Origin of the sequence: Aeromonas sp. QDB31 (genome assembly GCF_027707605.1) — a bacterium.
In the GTDB taxonomy this organism is placed as follows: Bacteria; Pseudomonadota; Gammaproteobacteria; order Enterobacterales; family Aeromonadaceae; genus Aeromonas; species Aeromonas media.
Genome location: NZ_JAPCIX010000003.1, coordinates 174,964 through 191,853, shown reverse-complemented (window position 1 = coordinate 191,853; position 16,890 = coordinate 174,964). Strand labels below are relative to the sequence as shown.

Below are 16,890 nucleotides of genomic sequence, written 5' to 3'. Positions count from 1 at the left end.
ATGAAGGTATCTCACCACCGCCAACGGGCGGTGGTCATGCCTCTTCTTAAGGGAGAATGCCTTTCGTGAAAGCCGTGCAGGGAATCATCTTTTCGGCGCTGTGCGTGCCAGGGCTTGTGGCACCCGTCTTTGCGCAAACCATGGAGCAGTCCCTCTATCGTGAGGGCTATGATGCAGTGCGTGCCAACGATCAGGACCGTTTCCAGCAGATCCGCGCCCGTCTCAACCACTATCCGCTGCTGCCCTATCTGGATTACTACCAGTTGGCGTTTCGGCCCGGGGCGGCAGACTACAACGACGTGACCCGCTTCATCCGCCAGCACGGGGATACCCCCCAGTCCAACCGTCTGGAGCGCGCTTACCTCACCTACCTGGCCCAGAGCCAGCAGTGGTCCCAGTTCCTGCGCTTCTACCCGGCCAAGCCGAACTCCACCGATCTGCTCTGCATGCACTATCAGGCCCGCTATTACACCGGCCACAAGAGCGAGGCATTGCAGGAAGCGGGCAAGCTCTGGCTGACCGGTCAGTCCAGGCCCGATGCCTGCGATCCCCTGTTCCAGCTCTGGCAGCAGGCGGGCCTGCGCACCCAGGAGAAGATCTGGCAGCGGATGAACCTGGCTTTCGAGGCGCAGAACCCCAATCTCATCCGCCACCTCGGCGCCCAGCTGGGAGGGAGTCTGAAATCCTATGGGGATCAGATGATTGCCCTGTTTGAGCAACCGGCCAGGGTGATGAACCCGGTTTATTTCACGACGGCGCCGCAGTCGAGGCAGTTGCTCTCCCTCGGGCTGGCCCGCTATGCCAACGAGCAACCAGAGCCCACCCTGCGCCAGCTGGGGGAGATGAAACGCCGCTTCGGCCTGAACCAGGCCGAGGTTGCTCGGGTGGAGCGGGCCGCTGCCCGCCGCCTGCTGCTGGACAGAGCCACCGCCCAGCGCAGCTGGCTGGACGCGACCCTGGTGCGGATGAAGGACGCCGAGCTGGTGGAGCTGCGGGCACGCCTCGCCATCTGGGAGCAGGATTGGCGCGGCCTCGAAGGCTGGGTCAAGCGGATGCCCATGGCACTGCAGAAGGAGGATCGCTGGCGCTACTGGCTGGCGCGCTCCCTGGAGGTGCAGGGGCGGCAAAAACCGGCGCGGGAGCTTTATCTCGAGACCGCCAATCTGCGCGGCTTCTATGGCTTCATGGCGGCGCAGCGCACCGGTGTGCCCTATCGCATCAAGAACCAGAGCGTGGGGCACAAGGTGCCGGACTGGCGCACCGCCAGCAGCCGCTGGCCTTTCCTGGTGCGGGTGCGCGAGCTGCTGGCGATGAACGAGATCGCGGCGGCGCGTTCCGAGTGGATCCACAACATGGATCGCAACCCCGTGGCCCAGCGCCTGGAGTTCGGTCATATCGCCCTCAACCAGGGCTGGCACGAGCTGGCGATCCTCTCCAGCATCCGGGCCGAGGCCTGGGATGCGATCGACTTGCGCTTCCCCTTGCCCCTCAAGCGTACCTTCTCCCAGATGGCGCAGGAGCGCACCATGAACACCAGCCTGCTCTACGCCATCTCCCGTCAGGAGAGCGCCCTCTATCCGCTGGCGCAGTCGCCGGTCGGGGCGCGTGGCCTGATGCAGCTGATGCCGGCCACTGCGAGAGAGACCGCCAGCAAGCTGGGAGTACCCTATCGCAACGAGCAGCAGCTGTTCGACCCGGCCATGAACATTCGCCTCGGCAGCGCCTACCTCAAGCGGCTGCTGGACGTGTATGACGGCAACCGGATCCTGGCGGCGGCGGCCTACAATGCGGGCCCCGGCAGGGTCAAACGCTGGCGGGAACAGAGCACGAACAAACCGATGGATGTCTGGGTGGAGAGCATCCCCTATAGAGAGACACGCAACTACGTCCAGAACGTGCTCTCCTTCGATCTCATCTACCAGCACAAGCTGCAGCAACCCTTGCGTTTCATGTCGGAACGCGAGCTCAATCACGCCTATTGAGTGCGGGGGCAGTCGTGTCAGCGACTGCCTCCCATTCTTGCCTCAGAATGGTTATTATCCCTTAAGCTTTGTTACAAAAGGAAACCTGTCAGGTGATCGGGCGCCGCGTCTTGGTCTGACTGGTTCGATATAATGCCCGATCAACACAGACAGGCTTCCCCAACAAAGGAATTGAGAGTGGCAACGATCAAAGACGTATCTCAGCTGGCGAATGTGTCCATTTCGACGGTGTCGCGAGTCATCAACAACACGGCACAGGTTGCACCCGAGAAGCGCGAGGCCGTGCTCGCGGCCATGAAGGAGCTGAGCTTTCGTCCAAACAGCTTCGCCCAGGCCCTGGTAAGCAAGCGTTCCAACTGCATCGGTGTCCTGGTTGGGGATCTCTGTGGTGGCCCCTTCTTCGCCCAGATGATGCGTGGCATCGAGAGCATGGTCGACAAGGCGAACAAGTTCACCATAGTGGTCTCCGGCAACCACGACGCGGCCCGGGAGCGTCATGCCATCCAGGCGCTGCTGCAACGCCAGTGTGACGCCCTGATCCTGCACAGCAAGGCGCTGCCGGACGAGGAGCTGAGCGAGCTGGCGTCGGGGTCCACCCCCATCGTCTTCATCAATCGCCAGGTGCCGGGCTGCGAGGAGCGCTGCGTCTGGCTGGACAACCAGGCGGGCATCACCACCGCCTGTCAGCACCTGCTGGACGCGGGGCACAGCCGGATCGCCTTCATCACCTCGGATGACGAGGAGTTTGTCGACGGCCAGCAGCGGATGGCCGGCTATCGCGTCGCCCTGCAACGGGCCGGCATCGAGCTGGATCCCGCCCTCATCGGTCGCGCCTTCGCCGACGAGAAGGGGGGCTATGTGGCCATGAGCGAGCTGCTGGAGCGCGGTGTTCCCTTCACGGCCGTGCTGGGCTTCAACGATGCCATGGTGGCGGGGGCCATCTCCTGCCTGCTGGAGCGGGGCTACAAGATACCGCAGCAGGTCTCGGTGGTCGGCTTCGACGACATCCCCTATGCCCGTTACATCTATCCTAAGCTCACCACGGTGCGCTACCCCATCGAGGAGATGGGAGAGCGGGCCGCCGAGCTGGCCTTGCGCCTGCTGGATCACAAGCCGGTGGAGGGCTTGGCGCTCAAGTTTGAAGCGGAACTGGTACGCCGGGAGTCTGTGGCCTGAGCGATGGATTGGCCCCAAGTGGGCCAATTTTCTCACCAAACATTGAAAGCGCTTTCAGAAATCCTTTTCAACTGTGATCCGCTTCAAAGCTTTTTAACCGCGCAGTCACTAGCATAGGCCCCACGAATTAGGAGCGTGCGCTCCCGATTTTCCCGCTGTGGGAGGTAACCGGTTCATCCGGCTATTTCCTTCGTTACTTTCGACGGTCATCATAGGATGGCCGTTTTTTTTTGCCGAGATTTTGCCGATGACGACCGAACATGAGTATCAGACGGGAATAGTGGGTGCAGGCTGGCTGGGGTTGCCGTTGGCCCGGGCATTGCAGGCGCAGGGCCAGTCCGTCGCCGTGACAGTCAGCTCCCTCGAGAAGGCGACCCGGTTGCGTGACGGGGGCATCGCGGCCTGGCCGCTGCTGCTGGCCCCGGACATGGCGGGCCCGCTGCCGTTTCGCTGCCGCGATCTGGTGATCTGCGTGCCCCCCAGCAAGACCGAGGATTACCCGGCGTCGGTGGCACGGCTGTGTCAGCTGGCCAGGGCGGCAGGTGCTGGCAAGGTGCTCTTTATCAGCGCGACCTCGGTGTGGGCGCCAGGGCAGGGGGAGGATGAGACCCCGAGCCCGGCCAACGCCAGGGGAGAGCGGATGCGGGCGGCAGAACTGGCTGTCCAGGAGGGCGGCTTTGCCTGTGCCATGGTGCTGCGTCCGGCCGGCCTCTACGGCCCGGACAGGCACCCCGGGCGCTTCCTCGCGGGCAAGACGCTGGCAGGAGGAGGGCAGGCGGTGAACCTGGTGCATCTGGACGATGTGGTGGCGGCCTGCCAGCTGATGCTGGCGGTGGGGCAGGTGGGGGACACCTACAACCTGAGCGCACCGGTCCACCCGCGCCGGGAGCAGCTCTATCCCTTCGCGAGCCGTCTGCTCGGGCTGGCGCCCCCGCAGTTCATCGAGCCGGCGGGGGATTTTTCCCCCATCGAGGGGCAGCGCATCTGCCAGCGACTGGGTTTTGTCTATCGCTGGCCGGATCCGGCCCACTGGTTTGCCGCGCAGGCGTCCTTGCAAGGGTGAGTCAGGATGGGCTTCAACCTGGTCTTCTTTGCCGATGGCTGGGCCCGCGAGCCTTGTGCGGTGCGGGCCCGCCGGGCAATTGAGGTTTGCCAAGGGCGGGATCGCCCCCTATCATGCCGTCATCCATGATAGAGAGAGCAGTAATGATGGAAGAGACAAAGCGTCATCCCGATGGGGAGCTGTTGCTGAGAACCCTGGCGATGCCAGCCGATACCAACCCCAATGGCGATATCTTCGGGGGCTGGATCATGTCCCAGATGGATATAGGTGGGGGCATCATGGCCAAGGAGCTGGCAAAAGGACGCATCTGTACCGTCTCGGTGGAGGGCATGACCTTCCACAGCCCGGTCAAGGTGGGCGACGTGGTGTGCTGCTACGGTCGCTGCCTGAAGGTGGGACGCAGCTCCATGCGCCTCAAGCTGGAGGTCTGGGTCAAGCCGGTGCTGCGGGAGAACGAGGCTCAGCGTTACTGCGTGACGGAAGGGGTCTTTACCTACGTGGCCATCGACGATCAGGGTAAATCACGCCCCGTTCCGGTCTGAATCTGCTCAGATGAGCCGGGCGTTGATGATGGATATTTCCTGCTCAAGCCCGGTTTTTTGCCGTATCATGCGTTCCAGCATCTCTTCCGAGCCGACGCACTGATCCGTGTCGAACAGACAGAGATCGCACTGGGGATCCCGTCTGATCTGATAGATGGTGGAAAGCTCCACTTGATGACAAGTTCCTTGTTGATCATAAAATGTCACGCGGTACTGGTGCTGTCTCGCCATTGCAGGATCCCTCATGGATGAGTCGGGCCGGACACGAATAATGAGACTAGTCGGCGTCCATGACCTCTGTGAGGCTCATGGTGCGTTGCAGAGGCAGGTGATTGTTAGCCAATGAAAAATAGTTATCGGATTCTGGGGACGTCCCTGCTGACGCTGGGGCTGGTTGGTTGTTTCGAGGTGCCGGATCAGGATCACCTGGTTACGGCGGCGGGCATAGTGCCCGGCGTTGATTGTCAGAAGCCGCCTCTGGTGGCGCTGGCTTCCACCGCCTTGCCCCGCGAGTTCGGCATCACCGTCTGGAATCTCTACAAGGGTCAGCGCAAGAACTGGCGTGAAGGGCTGAATGAATATGCCAAGTCCCAGGATCTGGTGCTGCTGCAGGAGTCGGCGACCCGGCCCGAGATGCTGCACTGGCTGCGTGCGGGTGATTTTCAGTGGCAACAGCTGCAGGCGTTCACCCAGGGCGGTGTCTCCTTCGGTGTCATGACGGTGGCCAAGACACCGCAGGCCTTCGTCTGTGGTGTGCGCTCCCCCGAGCCGCTGCTGCGCATCCCCAAGTCCGGTCTGGTGAGTCTCTACCCCTTGCAGGGGGATCCTGACGGTGTGCTGGTGGTCAACCTGCATGCGGTCAACTTCGAGTTAGGGATGGCCACCTTCCGCGAGCAGCTCAACGATCTGACCGCACTGATCCATCGCCATCAGGGTCCTGTCATCCTGGGGGGGGACTTCAATACCTGGAGCGACAAGCGCGAGTTCTGGCTGAACAAGCTGGTCGGCGAGCTCGGCCTGCAGGAAGCCATCCCTGTGCCTGATTTGCGCCGCACTGCCTTCGGCCGCCCGCTGGATCACCTCTACTACCGCAATCTGGACTTAGTGGAGGTGAGCTCACCGGCCACCGATGCCTCGGACCACAATCCCATCATGGCGCGGTTCGCGGCCCAGGCCATCACCCCTGAGGGGTGATAGATGGTAGATAAAAAAATACCCCGCACTCGCGGGGTATTTTTTTATTCGGTGATAAGCAATCAACTGTTGTTCTTCACGAACAGGGTCAGCTCCTGCCCCGGCTTGAGGTAGTCGGTCTTGCCGAGCTGGTTCCAGCGCATCACGTCGTTGACGGCGACCTGGAAGCGGGCGGCGATGGAGGAGAGAGAATCCCCGCGGCGCACCTGATAGACCATGGACTTGTTGCTGCCCTTGCCCTGCTTGGGCCAGACCACCAGCTTCATGCCTGGTTTCAGGGCCGACTTGGTGCTCAAGCCGTTCCACTTGGCCAGATCGGCGTGGGTCACCCCGTGGGCCTGACTGATGCTCCACAGATTGTCACCGGAGCGCACCTGATACTGGATCTTGCTGCCACTGCGGCTCGCCAGCTGTTGTGGCTTGCTCTGAACGGCCTGGCTCGCGTGTCCCCCGTTGGGAATGATCAGGCTCTGGCCATGGCGCAGATTGGTGCCGCGCAGGTTGTTCGCCAGCTTGAGTTGCTGCACGCTCACCCCGTGGTTCTGGGCGATGCGGGAGAGGGTATCGCCACTGGTGACCTGATAGGAGCGTACGCCACGGGTACGTTCACGCTGGGGCAGATCGGCCAGGGCCAGCTCCAGGGTGTCGGCGTACTCGACGGGTACCAACAGGTTGTAGGGGCCTCGCGGCGAGGTCATGCCACGCTTGAGTGCCGGATTGAGGGCCTTGAGCTGGGAAGCGGAGACACCGGCCAGCTGCGCCGCTACGTTCAGGTCGATCTGGCCACCTGTGTTGATGGTCCGCAGTTGCGGCTTGTTGGCCAGCACCGGCAGGGTGACATTGTACTTGTCCGCATTGCGGATCATGTCAGCCATGGCCAGGATCTTGGGCACATACATCCGGGTTTCACGGGGCAGGTCCAGCGACCAGTAATCGGTCGGCCGACCGGCCTTCTGATTGCGGATGATGGCATTGCGTACCCGACCTTCACCGGCATTGTAAGCGGCCAGCGTCTGCAACCAGTCGCCGTCGAAGAAACGGTTCAGGTACTCCAGATAGTCCAGTGCGGCATTGGTGGAGGCCAATACATCGCGGCGGCCGTCATACCAGTTGTCGTGGCGCAGGCCGAAGTTCTTGCCGGTAGCCGGAACGAACTGCCAAAGACCGACCGCATTGCTGCGGGAGCGGGCATTGGGATCGAACATGCTCTCGATCATGGGGATGGTAATAAGCTCCATTGGCAGCTCACGCCGTTCGATTTCCTCTACCATCAGATACAGGTAGGGCTCAGCCCGGCTGGCAATGGTCGCCATATGCTTATCATTACGAAGTAACCAATCACGCTGCTGGCGGACTCGGGCATTTTCGTGCGAATCCAGCTGCATATCATCGCTGATACGCACCCACAGGTTATCGGTGTCATCCATCTCTTCTAACTGTTCGTCGCCGAACAGCATTCTGGAAGAGTGTTTCTTGTACGTTTTCTTGCTGACTTGGGGGGATTTGATCGGCTCGATTGCCGTTATCGCCCGGTCATCCTGATGGCTCAGGTTTTGACAGCCGCTGAGAAACAGCGCCGCCAATAAGGCCGTTCGTAGCTTCATCTCGCTCAGGTCATCTATGGAAAAACAGCTCGCATCATAAGGGGCAATGGCCCCCTGATCAAGGTTTGTTCAAAAAACGTCCTTCCAGCCCCTCAGCACGGTGAAGGTATCCTCTGGATTTTCCAAGCATTTAAGGGCGTATTTCTCAGCAGAAAATTTCACTGAGTCCTCATTGCAGCGCAGAAAAACATTGAAATGCCGCTCATCACCCAGGCGTGAGGGGAGACTCGGCAGGCCCTGCTGACGCAGCTTGCTGATCACCCCGATCCGGCGCTGGATCGCCAGGTTGTCCGGCTCGACCGCATGGGCGAAACGCAGGTTGGAGAGGGTGTATTCATGGGCGCAATAGAGGAGGGTGTCATCGGGCAGGGCCGCGAGCCGCTGTAGCGATGCGTACATCTGGGCGGGGCTGCCTTCGAACAGGCGGCCACAGCCGGCACTGAAGAGGGTGTCGCCACAAAACAGCATGCCATTGCCGTGATAGGCGATGTGGCCCAGGGTATGGCCGGGGATGTGGAGGACATCCAGACTCAGGCCGTGCCAGTTGATCTGATCCCCGTCATCGAGCCACTGGCCGTGATGATCCGGCATGGGGTCATGTTTGGGGCCATAGAGGCGGGCATGGGGGAAGTGATGAAGCAGATCCGTGACGCCGCCCACATGGTCGCGATGATGGTGGGTTAGCAGGATGGCATCGAGCTCAAGCCCGAGCGTCTCGAGCCGCTCCAGCACGGGGGCCGCCTCGCCCGGATCCACGACGAGGCAGTGATTTTCGTGTCGGATCAACCAGATGTAGTTGTCGCTGAAGGCGGGAACTGTGATGACGGTATACATGGGTCGGCTTCTCTTTGTGTTCTCTTTGTGGAAGGGATCTTATATAACAAGATGGCATTCGCACCCCGGATTGGTCCCATTATGCAGCTGGCACGTACCGAACAACAGATCGCGATCCCGACCAGCTGGTCGGCACTGCCCATGGGGGACTGGGTGGCGGCCGAGCTCCAGGAGCGGCTCGACAACTGGTGCCCTCATCTGTTTGGCTACCATCTGCTGAAAATTGGCGCCCTGAGCGCCGAGCTCTCCTGCGGCAGCTCCACTATTCGCCACCAGCTAGGTGTCGCCCCGGGCGGGCGTCTGCTGGATATCAAGGGGGATCCCCTTGCCTTGCCGATCCGCACCGCCAGTGTGGATGCCTGCCTGCTCGCCCATTGCCTCGACTTTTCACCGGATCCCCACCAGGTGCTGCGCGAGGCGGAGCGGGTGCTGACCGATGACGGCTGGCTCATCGTCAGTGGCTACAATCCCACCAGTCTGGTGGGGTTGGGTCATTATCTGCCCTTCATGCGACAACACCTGCCCTGGTCGGCGCGCATGTTCACCCCGGCCCGGGTGACCGACTGGTTGCAACTGCTGGGGTGCGAGGTGATGTTTGACGAGCGCTTCGGTTTCTCCTTCATGGGGAAGCAGAGCAAGATTGGCTGGTGGCGGGAGAGCCTGGGGCGGGATTACTGCAGACCCTTTGCCTCTGTCTATGTGATAGCCGCCCGCAAGCGGCGTTTCCCCGTCACCCCGGTGCGCCGTCGCTGGCGCCTGCCGGACTCGATGGCGGCGCCTGGTATGGCGCGCCAGGGTTGGTAACGAGGATGCCACGACAGACCGCTGGCTGTTCCCTTCATTTATAGAGATGCTTCGGCATCTCAGGGCTGGTAACCCGTGTCTTCGGCGAGCTGTTTGCCGCTGGCGGCATCCCGGGCCAGTACGTCACAACGTTCGTTCTCCGGGTGGCCGGAGTGGCCCTTGACCCAGAGCCATTCGATCTGGTGGCGCGCCACTTCCGCGTCCAGCGCCTGCCAGAGATCGACGTTCTTGACCGGTTGGCGGTTGGATGTCATCCAGCCTTTCTTCTTCCAGCCGATGATCCACTGGGTGATGCCCTGACGCACATACTGGCTGTCGGTGGTCAGGCGTACCTGGCAGGGTTCGTTCAGGGTGCGCAATCCCATGATGGCAGCCATCAGCTCCATCCGGTTGTTGGTGGTCAGCCGATAGCCCCCTGCCAACTCCTTGCGGTGCTTGCCATAAACCATGACGGCGCCATAACCACCGGGGCCAGGATTGCCGAGGCAGGAACCATCCGTATACAAATCAATCTTTTTTAGCATGGGTCTTGGGGTAAACTAGCGAATAAAACCGAAGTTTGACATGGATTCGATCATGAGCACACCCCAACTGAATCGCCAGATCATTCTGGATACTGAAACCACAGGCATGAACACGGCAGGCGGCCCCGTCTACCTCGGGCACCGCATCGTCGAGATCGGCTGTGTGGAGGTGATCAACCGCAAACTGACCGGCAACCATTTCCATGTCTACATCAAGCCGGATCGACTGGTGGACCCCGAGGCCATCGCGGTGCACGGCATCACGGATGCCTTCCTGGCGGACAAGCCCTCCTTCAGCCAGATAGCCGACGACTTCATCGCCTTCATCCGCGGTGCCGAGATCATCGCCCACAACGCTCCCTTTGACGTGAGCTTCATGGACTATGAGTTCGGCAAGCTCGGACTCGACTTCAAGACGGCGGACATCTGCGGCATCACGGATACCCTGGCGATGGCGCGGGACCTTTTCCCCGGCAAGCGCAACAACCTGGATGTGCTGTGCGATCGCTACGGCATCGACAACTCCCACCGTACCCTGCACGGGGCCTTGCTCGATGCGGAGATCCTGGCGGACGTCTACCTGCTGATGACGGGTGGCCAGACCAAGCTCAATCTGGCCAGCGAGAGCAACGAGAATGACAGCAACCAGGACACCGGGATCCGCCGACTGGAGAGCAACCGGGCCCCCCTCAAGGTGGTGCGCGCCAGCGACGAGGTGGTCGCCGTTCATGAGGCCAGGCTGGATCTGGTGCAGAAGAAAGGGGGAGCCTGCCTGTGGCGGCAATGAGTTCGCTCTGGGGCGGGCTGCTGCTGCTGACCTCCCTTTCCGGCATGGCCAACGAGGTGTTTGCCCCCTCCGACATCCCACTGCTCGACAACCGCTTTCGCATCGATTACGGCGTGAAGGAGATCACTTTCATTATCAAGCGCAAGCCGGGCACGCCGTCGGTGATCCTGGTGCGGCCCGATGGCAGCAAGCTCTATGTGGGCAAGGTCACACCGCCGGAGGTGGGTTGGCTGGCCCTCAAGGATCAAGATCTCATCACGGTGCGCAACCCCATGCCGGGCCCCTGGCAGGCCATCGGCGAGGTGGACCCCGACAACAGGGTGCGTCTGCTCACCGATATTCGGCTCGAGAGCGAGCCGTTGCCGACCCGCCTCTATCAGGGGGAGCGGGTCAAGCTGCAGTCCCGGCTGCTGATCGACGGGGCGGCGCCGGGGGCGGGCTACTACCTCTCCGATCTCGGCATGACGGTGAAGCTGCAACAGTTCAACGATGCGGCCCAGAGCGGGGATCCCATCGTCGAGGAGACCCTCGGACACTATCTGGATGATGGCAAGGGGCTCGACGAGGTACCCGGGGATGGCGTGCTGACCGCAGAGGCGGTGCTGGACGTGCCGGCAGGCAAGTATCGCGCCCTCTACAGCAGTGGCAATCAGGTGTTCTCCCGTGCCCAGTCCCAGCAGGTGCTGCTCTTCCCCTGGCCGCTGAGCTATACCTTGGATGCCCCTTCCGGTGACGTCGGGGCCAAGCTCTCCTTGCTCATCGATGCCGACGAGCTTGAGCCGGCCTCAGTGGTGATCCAGGGTAAGGCCATCGACAGCTCAGGGGTCAGCATGGCCTTCAATGCAGTGGCAACCGAGCCCCGCCTTGGCGTCGATCTCTCCGCCCTCAAGGCGGCAGGCCAGTACAAGGTGGAGGCGACCCTGTTTGGTACCACCCGACTCGGCCGCGAGGTGCAACTGCAACTGCCGGTCAAGTCATTCACCATCATGCCGCCACCGGCGCCGATCCCTTCCGCTGCATCTCCCACCTCGGCTGCGGTAGCGACCCAGGCCAAGTTTGAGGAACGGGAGAGCCCGGTCTGGTTGCCCTGGGCCCTGGGTGGTGGTGGCCTGCTGCTGCTCCTGCTGGGGGCGGGTGGCTTCATCCTGCTGCAAAAGCGTCGCACCCTGCACAAGGTGATGGCGGCGCAGAAGGCGCAGAGCGAGGTCGTCCCCCCGGCTCCCAAACTGGATCTCAATCTGCCGGAGCAGTAGCCAGCGCTCCATGCAAAGAAGCCGCCCGATGGGCGGCTTCTTCATGATGGCGGGGTGGCAGCTCGTTGTACCCCCTGTCTCAGTGGGCGCCGATATAGACGTCCTTGTACTGCTCGCGGATCTCGAGGAACTTCTCGAGGTTGGTCAGCATCAGATCCACCAGCTGGGGATCGAAGTGCTCTCCCTTCTCTGCTCTGATCAGCGCCAGCACCTGGTCCAGCGGCCAGGCCTGCTTGTAGCAGCGATCCGAGCCCAGGGCATCGAACACGTCCGCCAGCGCGACGATCCGTCCTTCCAGCGGTATGTCCTCCCCCTTTAGCCCGCGGGGGTAGCCGGTGCCGTTCCACTTCTCGTGGTGGTTCCCAGCGATGGTGGCGCCTATCTGGAACAGCGCGAGATCGCTGCCGGAGAGCATGTCCTGTCCCAGCTGGGCGTGGGTCTTCATGATCTCCCACTCCTCGGGGGTGAGCTTGCCTGGTTTGTGCAGGATGGCATCCGGGATCCCCACCTTGCCGATGTCGTGCAGGGGAGAGGCGCGCTTGATGAGCTCGCACCTGTCTTCGTTCATGCCCAGCAACTGGCAGAACAGCTCGGTGTAGAGTGCCACCCGCTTGACGTGCAGGCCGGACTCCTTGGAGCGGCTCTCCACCAGCTCGCCGATGCGGTAGATGATCTCGCGCTGATTGTCGCCGATGACCTCGTTGAGCCGGATGTTCTCCAGCGCCACTATGATGTTCTCGGTGAACAGACTCAGCAGGCCGGTATCCATCTGGCTGAGGGGGCGAGTGGTCTCGATGTGGAACAGCAGGTGGTGACGGGGGTTCTGGCAATAGAGCACCATCTGGTTGCCGTCGTAGACGTTGGCACCCTTGTCCATGGTGCAGCGCAGTATGGCTGGCGCCTCACTGAGGCGCAGGGCCGGGCCCTCGCTGAGCAGCGGTTCCAGCACCTGATCCCGTACCTCGTAGGCCAGATGCTTCACGTCGTAGATCTGGGACTCTTCCAGATTGAGCAGGGCGCTGAGCTGGGTCTGCGCCCCTTCGACGAATTGGCGCAGTGCTCGTTGTTCGAAGATCCCCTTGGAGGCTTCGATGACCTTCTCCAGCCCCTGGCGATTGCTCTCCAGGGTGCGAATGTCCCGGTAGGATCGCAGGCTGGCGCGCAGCAGGGTGCGTAGCTTCTGGGAGGTGAGCTCCGTCTTGTCCTTGTAGTCGTTGATGTCGTAGTTGGTGACGACGTCATCTTCCGGCGCCTGACCGGGCTGGCCGGTACGCAGCACGATACGCACCATCTTGTTTTGCAGCTCATCGCGCACGAACTTGACCACTTCCAGACCCGCGTGATCGGCTTCCATGACGACATCGAGCAGCAGCAGGGCAACATCCGGAGTGGTGGCGAGCAGCGCCTTGGCTTCGGTGGCGGAATAGGCGTGCAGAAAATCGATGGGCTTGCCGTCGAACTCGAACTTGTTCAGGGTGATCTTGGTGATGCGGTGCACTTCGGGTTCGTCGTCCACTATCATCACCTTCCAGCCGGCGGGTCGCGGTGCTGTCTGGGGCAGCTCTTCATCGTCAATAATCAGGATTTGATCATCCATTACGCAATCCTGTGTGTGATCCTGTGCCTACCTTAACCGCTTCATTCAAGATAGGAAACGGATTGATATCCAAAATATGATCCCATCGGTTTATCTTCTTTCTCCAGTCTCTATCGGGCTGATCGCACCATGAAAAACGCCTCCACGAAGGAGGCGTTGTGGCATTCATGGCATCAAGCTGCCCTGTGATAGGCCGACGCTTCAAACAGCGCCTTGTTGGCCACCAGATCGATGGGGTCGAAGTCATCGACGTTGATGGTGCGCAGACGGCTCTCTTCGGCACGGTGCAGCAGGTCGGCCTCGGTCTGGTTGATGACGCCAAGGGCCAGGCCGGCGTCTGCCACCTTGTCGAGCTGAGTGAAGGGACGCTTGCGGCCCTCTGCCTTGCACACCTTGTCAAACAGCGGCTCGGCGGTCAGCACGTCATCGAGGGCCTGTTCCAGCAACCCGAAGGGGTTGCCCTCCTCGCGGGTGAGGTACTGCCCTTCGGCCAGACGGTCGCGGGTGGCACTCGGGGTCTGCAGCAGACGGGCAACCTGGCTGTCCAGCTTGTCGGAGGGACGCTTCATGTCGCGACCCAGCGGCAATACGATGACGCGCAGGGCCAGGCCAATCCAGCGGTTCGGGAAGTTGCGCAGCAACTCGTCGATGGCTTCCTGTGCCTTGAACATGGCGTCTTGCAGTGCCCAGTGCAGCAGCGGCAGGTCGGCCTGCTGGCGCCCCTCGTCCTGATAACGCTTGAGGGCGCTGGAAGCCAGATAGAGCTGGCTCAGCACGTCGCCGAGGCGGGCGGAGACCCGCTCCTTGCGCTTGAGCTCGCCACCCAGGGTGCCCATCGCCATATCGGACAGGAAGGCCAGGTTGGCGCTGAGGCGCGAGAGCTGCTGATAGTAGCCCTTGGTCTGATCCCTGTAGGGGGCTGAGGCGAAGCGGGCGCCGGTGATGCCCAGCCAGAAGCTGCGCACCAGGTTGCTGATGGCAAAGCCGACGTGGCTGAACACCGCCTTGTCGAAATCCTTCAGCGCCTGCTCCTTGTCGGGATGGCTGGCGGCCAGCATCTCCGGCAGCACATAAGGGTGGCAGCGGATGGCGCCCTGACCGTAGATGATCATGCTGCGGGTCAGGATGTTGGCCCCTTCAACCGTGACCGCAATGGGCGCACCCTGATAGCCGCGGGCCAGATAGTTGTTTGGGCCCATGCAGATGGCCTTGCCGCCGTGGATGTCCATGGCATCGATGATGCACTTCTGGGCACGATCGGTGAGGTGGTACTTGACGATGGCGGAGATGACCGAGGGCTTCTCGCCCAGATCGATGCCGGTCACCGTCAGCTTGGCGGCGGCGCCCATGATGTAGGCGTTGCCACCGAGACGTGCCAGCGGCTCTTCGATGCCTTCCATCTTGCCGATGGGCAGCTTGAACTGGCGACGGATGCGGCTGTAGGCACCGCTCGCCAGGGCCAGCATCTTGACACCGCCCGTGCTGTTGGAGGGTAGGGTGATGCCGCGACCGACCGACAGACACTCCACCAGCATGCGCCAGCCCTGGCCGGCCATGGCCGGGCCGCCGATGATGAAGTCGAGCGGCACGAACACATCCTTGCCCTGGGTCGGTCCGTTCTGGAACGGCACGTTGAGGGGGAAGTGACGGCGGCCTATCTCGACGCCCTTGATGTCGGTGGGGATCAGGGCACAGGTGATGCCAAGCTCCTCTTCCTCACCCAGCAGGTGATCCGGGTCGCGCAGCTTGAAGGCCAGCCCCAGCACCGTCGCGATAGGGGCCAAGGTGATGTAACGCTTGTTCCAGGTCAGGCGCATGCCGAGCACCTCTTCCCCTTCCCATTCGCCCTTGCAGACGACGCCGAAGTCGGGAATGGAGCCCGCATCCGAGCCCGCTTCCGGGCTGGTCAGGGCGAAGCAGGGGATCTCCTTGCCGACTGCCAGACGGGGCAGGTAGTGGTCTTTCTGCTCGTCAGTGCCGTAGTGCTGCAGCAGTTCGCCCGGCCCTAAGGAGTTGGGCACGCCGACGGTGGAGGCGAGCACGGCGCTGGCGCCGCACAGTTTTTGCAGCACGCAGGACTGGGCGTAGGCGGAGAACTCCAGGCCGCCGTACTTCTTCTTGATGATCATGGCGAAGAACTTGTGGTCCTTCAGGTACTGCCACACCTCGGGAGAGAGATCGGCCCGCTCGTGGGTCACTTCCCAGTCGTTGACCATGCGGCACACCTCTTCAACCGGGCCATCCATGAAGGCTTGCTCTTCGGCGGAGAGGGTGCTCACTGGAATGGCGTGCAGCTTCTTCCAGTTCGGATTGCCGGCAAACAGATCCGCTTCCCACCAGGTGGTGCCCGCCTCGATGGCTTCCTTCTCGGTGCGGGACATCTCCGGCATGATGGACTTGTAGATCTTGAACAGGGGTTTGGTCAGCTGGTTGCGACGAAACTCCACCAGGTTGAGCGGGATGGCGATCACCGCGAACAGCACCCACACCAGCAGGGGCACATGGCCGTAGAGGGCGCCGGCGGCCAGGGCGGCGGCCGTGGCAAGCGTGGCGGTGAACAGTGACGCCCGGCGGTAAGCCATGGCGCCGATCACCAGGATCACCCCGAACAGAGTGAGGGTCGTCGTCATTTTTCGCTCCTTGCATGAGTTGCCGAAGTTGGGGAAAACGTGGGTTAACTGATCCAGAGGTCTGACCTGTTGGATGTGGTCCCTGTTGTAATTCATACGCACAAAATTATCAAGATGTTTACAAGCTTGTTACCTTGACACCGTGATCGCCCTAACGTACTGCAGGCCGCATCTTGGCGGGCAGGGGGGCGACGACTGGATTGGCTTGTGCGACAATGCAGAACCCTATGTTGGACGATACAAAGAGACATCAGACGCCATGTACCAAGAACTTATCCGCAATGAACTGACCGAAGCTGCCGGCGTGCTCCAGGCCTTTCTGACCGATGAGCAAAATCTGAAGAACATCGAGGCGGCCGCCAAACTGCTGGCTGACTCTTTCAAGGAAGAGGGCAAGGTGCTCTCCTGCGGTAACGGCGGCTCCCACTGCGACGCCATGCACTTTGCCGAAGAGCTGACCGGCCGCTATCGCGAGAACCGCCCTGGCTATGCCGGCATCGCCATCTCCGACCCGAGCCACCTCTCCTGCGTCTCCAACGACTTTGGCTATGACTATGTCTTCTCCCGCTACGTGGAAGCTGTCGGCCGTCGTGGCGACGTGCTGCTCGGCATCTCCACCAGCGGCAATTCCGGCAATATCCTCAAGGCCATCGAGGCTGCCCGCGCCAAAGGCATGAAAGTCATCGCCCTGACCGGCAAGGACGGTGGCAAGATGGCAGGCCTGGCCGATGTCGAGATCCGGGTGCCGCACTTTGGCTATGCCGACCGCATCCAGGAAGTGCACATCAAGGTCATTCACATCCTGATCCAGCTGGTCGAAAAAGAGATGGCCAAGTAATCAGAGAGGGCGGGTGGGGCAGCCGGGGGGCCAATGACCGATCCTGGCGCCTCGTATCCAGC

General features: G+C 61.8%; 15 protein-coding genes. 9 read left to right on the top strand and 6 right to left on the bottom strand.

What is annotated here, in order from left to right; genetic code table 11:
- Positions 1-65 precede the first annotated feature (65 nt).
- The 4 genes from PG898_RS04575 (at position 66) to yciA (ending at position 4,763) form a co-directional block, all read left to right on the top strand.
- Positions 66-1,982, top strand: a complete 1,917-nt coding sequence (locus PG898_RS04575) for a transglycosylase SLT domain-containing protein (RefSeq protein ID WP_171269172.1) — start codon at positions 66-68, stop codon at positions 1,980-1,982.
- 177 nt (positions 1,983-2,159) lie between these two features.
- Positions 2,160-3,158, top strand: a complete 999-nt coding sequence (locus PG898_RS04570) for a LacI family DNA-binding transcriptional regulator (RefSeq protein WP_041206143.1) — start codon at positions 2,160-2,162, stop codon at positions 3,156-3,158.
- A 247-nt stretch (positions 3,159-3,405) separates the two neighbouring features.
- On the top strand, positions 3,406-4,221 hold the full coding sequence (locus PG898_RS04565) for an NAD-dependent epimerase/dehydratase family protein (protein WP_171269171.1): 816 nt from the start codon (positions 3,406-3,408) through the stop codon (positions 4,219-4,221).
- 143 nt (positions 4,222-4,364) lie between these two features.
- Complete coding sequence (gene yciA / locus PG898_RS04560; RefSeq protein WP_005325590.1) at positions 4,365-4,763, top strand: acyl-CoA thioester hydrolase YciA; 399 nt, start codon at positions 4,365-4,367, stop codon at positions 4,761-4,763.
- A 6-nt stretch (positions 4,764-4,769) separates the two neighbouring features.
- Here yciA and PG898_RS04555 read toward each other — a convergent pair whose 3' ends face one another.
- Complete coding sequence (locus PG898_RS04555) at positions 4,770-4,994, bottom strand: hypothetical protein (protein ID WP_042650248.1); 225 nt, start codon at positions 4,992-4,994, stop codon at positions 4,770-4,772.
- 111 nt (positions 4,995-5,105) lie between these two features.
- On the opposite strand from PG898_RS04555, the gene PG898_RS04550 reads away from it, so the two are divergent.
- Entirely contained in the window at positions 5,106-5,957 is an 852-nt protein-coding gene (locus tag PG898_RS04550; protein WP_270824039.1) for an endonuclease/exonuclease/phosphatase family protein, read from the top strand.
- Positions 5,958-6,019: 62 nt separating this feature from the next.
- On the opposite strand, the gene PG898_RS04545 is transcribed toward PG898_RS04550, so the two are convergent.
- Both PG898_RS04545 and gloB read right to left on the bottom strand, forming a co-directional pair.
- The gene (locus PG898_RS04545) at positions 6,020-7,561 is read right to left on the bottom strand and encodes a LysM peptidoglycan-binding domain-containing protein (RefSeq protein ID WP_270824038.1); all 1,542 of its coding nucleotides are present in this window, start codon (positions 7,559-7,561) and stop codon (positions 6,020-6,022) included.
- A gap of 69 nt (positions 7,562-7,630) precedes the next feature.
- Entirely contained in the window at positions 7,631-8,395 is a 765-nt protein-coding gene (gene gloB / locus PG898_RS04540) for a hydroxyacylglutathione hydrolase (RefSeq protein WP_268433266.1), read from the bottom strand.
- 81 nt (positions 8,396-8,476) lie between these two features.
- On the opposite strand from gloB, the gene PG898_RS04535 reads away from it, so the two are divergent.
- A complete protein-coding gene (locus PG898_RS04535) occupies positions 8,477-9,199 on the top strand; it encodes a class I SAM-dependent methyltransferase (RefSeq protein ID WP_270824037.1) in 723 nt (240 codons plus the stop codon).
- A gap of 59 nt (positions 9,200-9,258) precedes the next feature.
- On the opposite strand, the gene rnhA is transcribed toward PG898_RS04535, so the two are convergent.
- Positions 9,259-9,723, bottom strand: coding sequence for a ribonuclease HI (gene rnhA, locus PG898_RS04530; RefSeq protein ID WP_025326391.1), 465 nt, complete (start codon positions 9,721-9,723; stop codon positions 9,259-9,261).
- Positions 9,724-9,775: 52 nt separating this feature from the next.
- On the opposite strand from rnhA, the gene dnaQ reads away from it, so the two are divergent.
- Together dnaQ and PG898_RS04520 are read left to right on the top strand one after the other, a co-directional pair.
- Positions 9,776-10,510: a DNA polymerase III subunit epsilon gene (dnaQ, locus tag PG898_RS04525; RefSeq protein ID WP_234691140.1), complete on the top strand. Its 735-nt coding sequence runs from the start codon at positions 9,776-9,778 to the stop codon at positions 10,508-10,510.
- Positions 10,507-11,763 carry a TIGR03503 family protein gene (locus PG898_RS04520; RefSeq protein WP_270824044.1) on the top strand — a complete coding sequence of 419 codons (1,257 nt, stop codon included), beginning with the start codon at positions 10,507-10,509 and terminating at the stop codon, positions 11,761-11,763. Before dnaQ ends, PG898_RS04520 begins: the two co-directional genes overlap by 4 nt.
- A 79-nt stretch (positions 11,764-11,842) precedes the next feature.
- Here PG898_RS04520 and PG898_RS04515 read toward each other — a convergent pair whose 3' ends face one another.
- Together PG898_RS04515 and fadE are read right to left on the bottom strand one after the other, a co-directional pair.
- Positions 11,843-13,360 carry an HD domain-containing phosphohydrolase gene (locus PG898_RS04515; RefSeq protein WP_270824036.1) on the bottom strand — a complete coding sequence of 506 codons (1,518 nt, stop codon included), beginning with the start codon at positions 13,358-13,360 and terminating at the stop codon, positions 11,843-11,845.
- A gap of 173 nt (positions 13,361-13,533) precedes the next feature.
- Entirely contained in the window at positions 13,534-15,990 is a 2,457-nt protein-coding gene (fadE, locus tag PG898_RS04510; RefSeq protein WP_139751006.1) for an acyl-CoA dehydrogenase FadE, read from the bottom strand.
- Positions 15,991-16,249: 259 nt separating this feature from the next.
- Between fadE and lpcA the strand changes: the two genes are divergently transcribed.
- Entirely contained in the window at positions 16,250-16,828 is a 579-nt protein-coding gene (gene lpcA, locus PG898_RS04505; RefSeq protein ID WP_171269165.1) for a D-sedoheptulose 7-phosphate isomerase, read from the top strand.
- The last annotated feature ends 62 nt before the right edge of the window (positions 16,829-16,890 follow it).

Coding starts and splice junctions, on each gene's coding strand:
- PG898_RS04565 (WP_171269171.1), top strand. CDS start 3,406: ATGACGACCGAACATGAGTATCAGACGGGAATAGTGGGTGCAGGCTGG.
- yciA (WP_005325590.1), top strand. CDS start 4,365: ATGATGGAAGAGACAAAGCGTCATCCCGATGGGGAGCTGTTGCTGAGA.
- PG898_RS04555 (WP_042650248.1), bottom strand. CDS start 4,994: ATGGCGAGACAGCACCAGTACCGCGTGACATTTTATGATCAACAAGGA.
- PG898_RS04550 (WP_270824039.1), top strand. CDS start 5,106: ATGAAAAATAGTTATCGGATTCTGGGGACGTCCCTGCTGACGCTGGGG.
- PG898_RS04545 (WP_270824038.1), bottom strand. CDS start 7,561: ATGAAGCTACGAACGGCCTTATTGGCGGCGCTGTTTCTCAGCGGCTGT.
- gloB (WP_268433266.1), bottom strand. CDS start 8,395: ATGTATACCGTCATCACAGTTCCCGCCTTCAGCGACAACTACATCTGG.
- PG898_RS04535 (WP_270824037.1), top strand. CDS start 8,477: ATGCAGCTGGCACGTACCGAACAACAGATCGCGATCCCGACCAGCTGG.
- rnhA (WP_025326391.1), bottom strand. CDS start 9,723: ATGCTAAAAAAGATTGATTTGTATACGGATGGTTCCTGCCTCGGCAAT.
- dnaQ (WP_234691140.1), top strand. CDS start 9,776: ATGAGCACACCCCAACTGAATCGCCAGATCATTCTGGATACTGAAACC.
- PG898_RS04520 (WP_270824044.1), top strand. CDS start 10,507: ATGAGTTCGCTCTGGGGCGGGCTGCTGCTGCTGACCTCCCTTTCCGGC.
- PG898_RS04515 (WP_270824036.1), bottom strand. CDS start 13,360: ATGGATGATCAAATCCTGATTATTGACGATGAAGAGCTGCCCCAGACA.
- fadE (WP_139751006.1), bottom strand. CDS start 15,990: ATGACGACGACCCTCACTCTGTTCGGGGTGATCCTGGTGATCGGCGCC.
- lpcA (WP_171269165.1), top strand. CDS start 16,250: ATGTACCAAGAACTTATCCGCAATGAACTGACCGAAGCTGCCGGCGTG.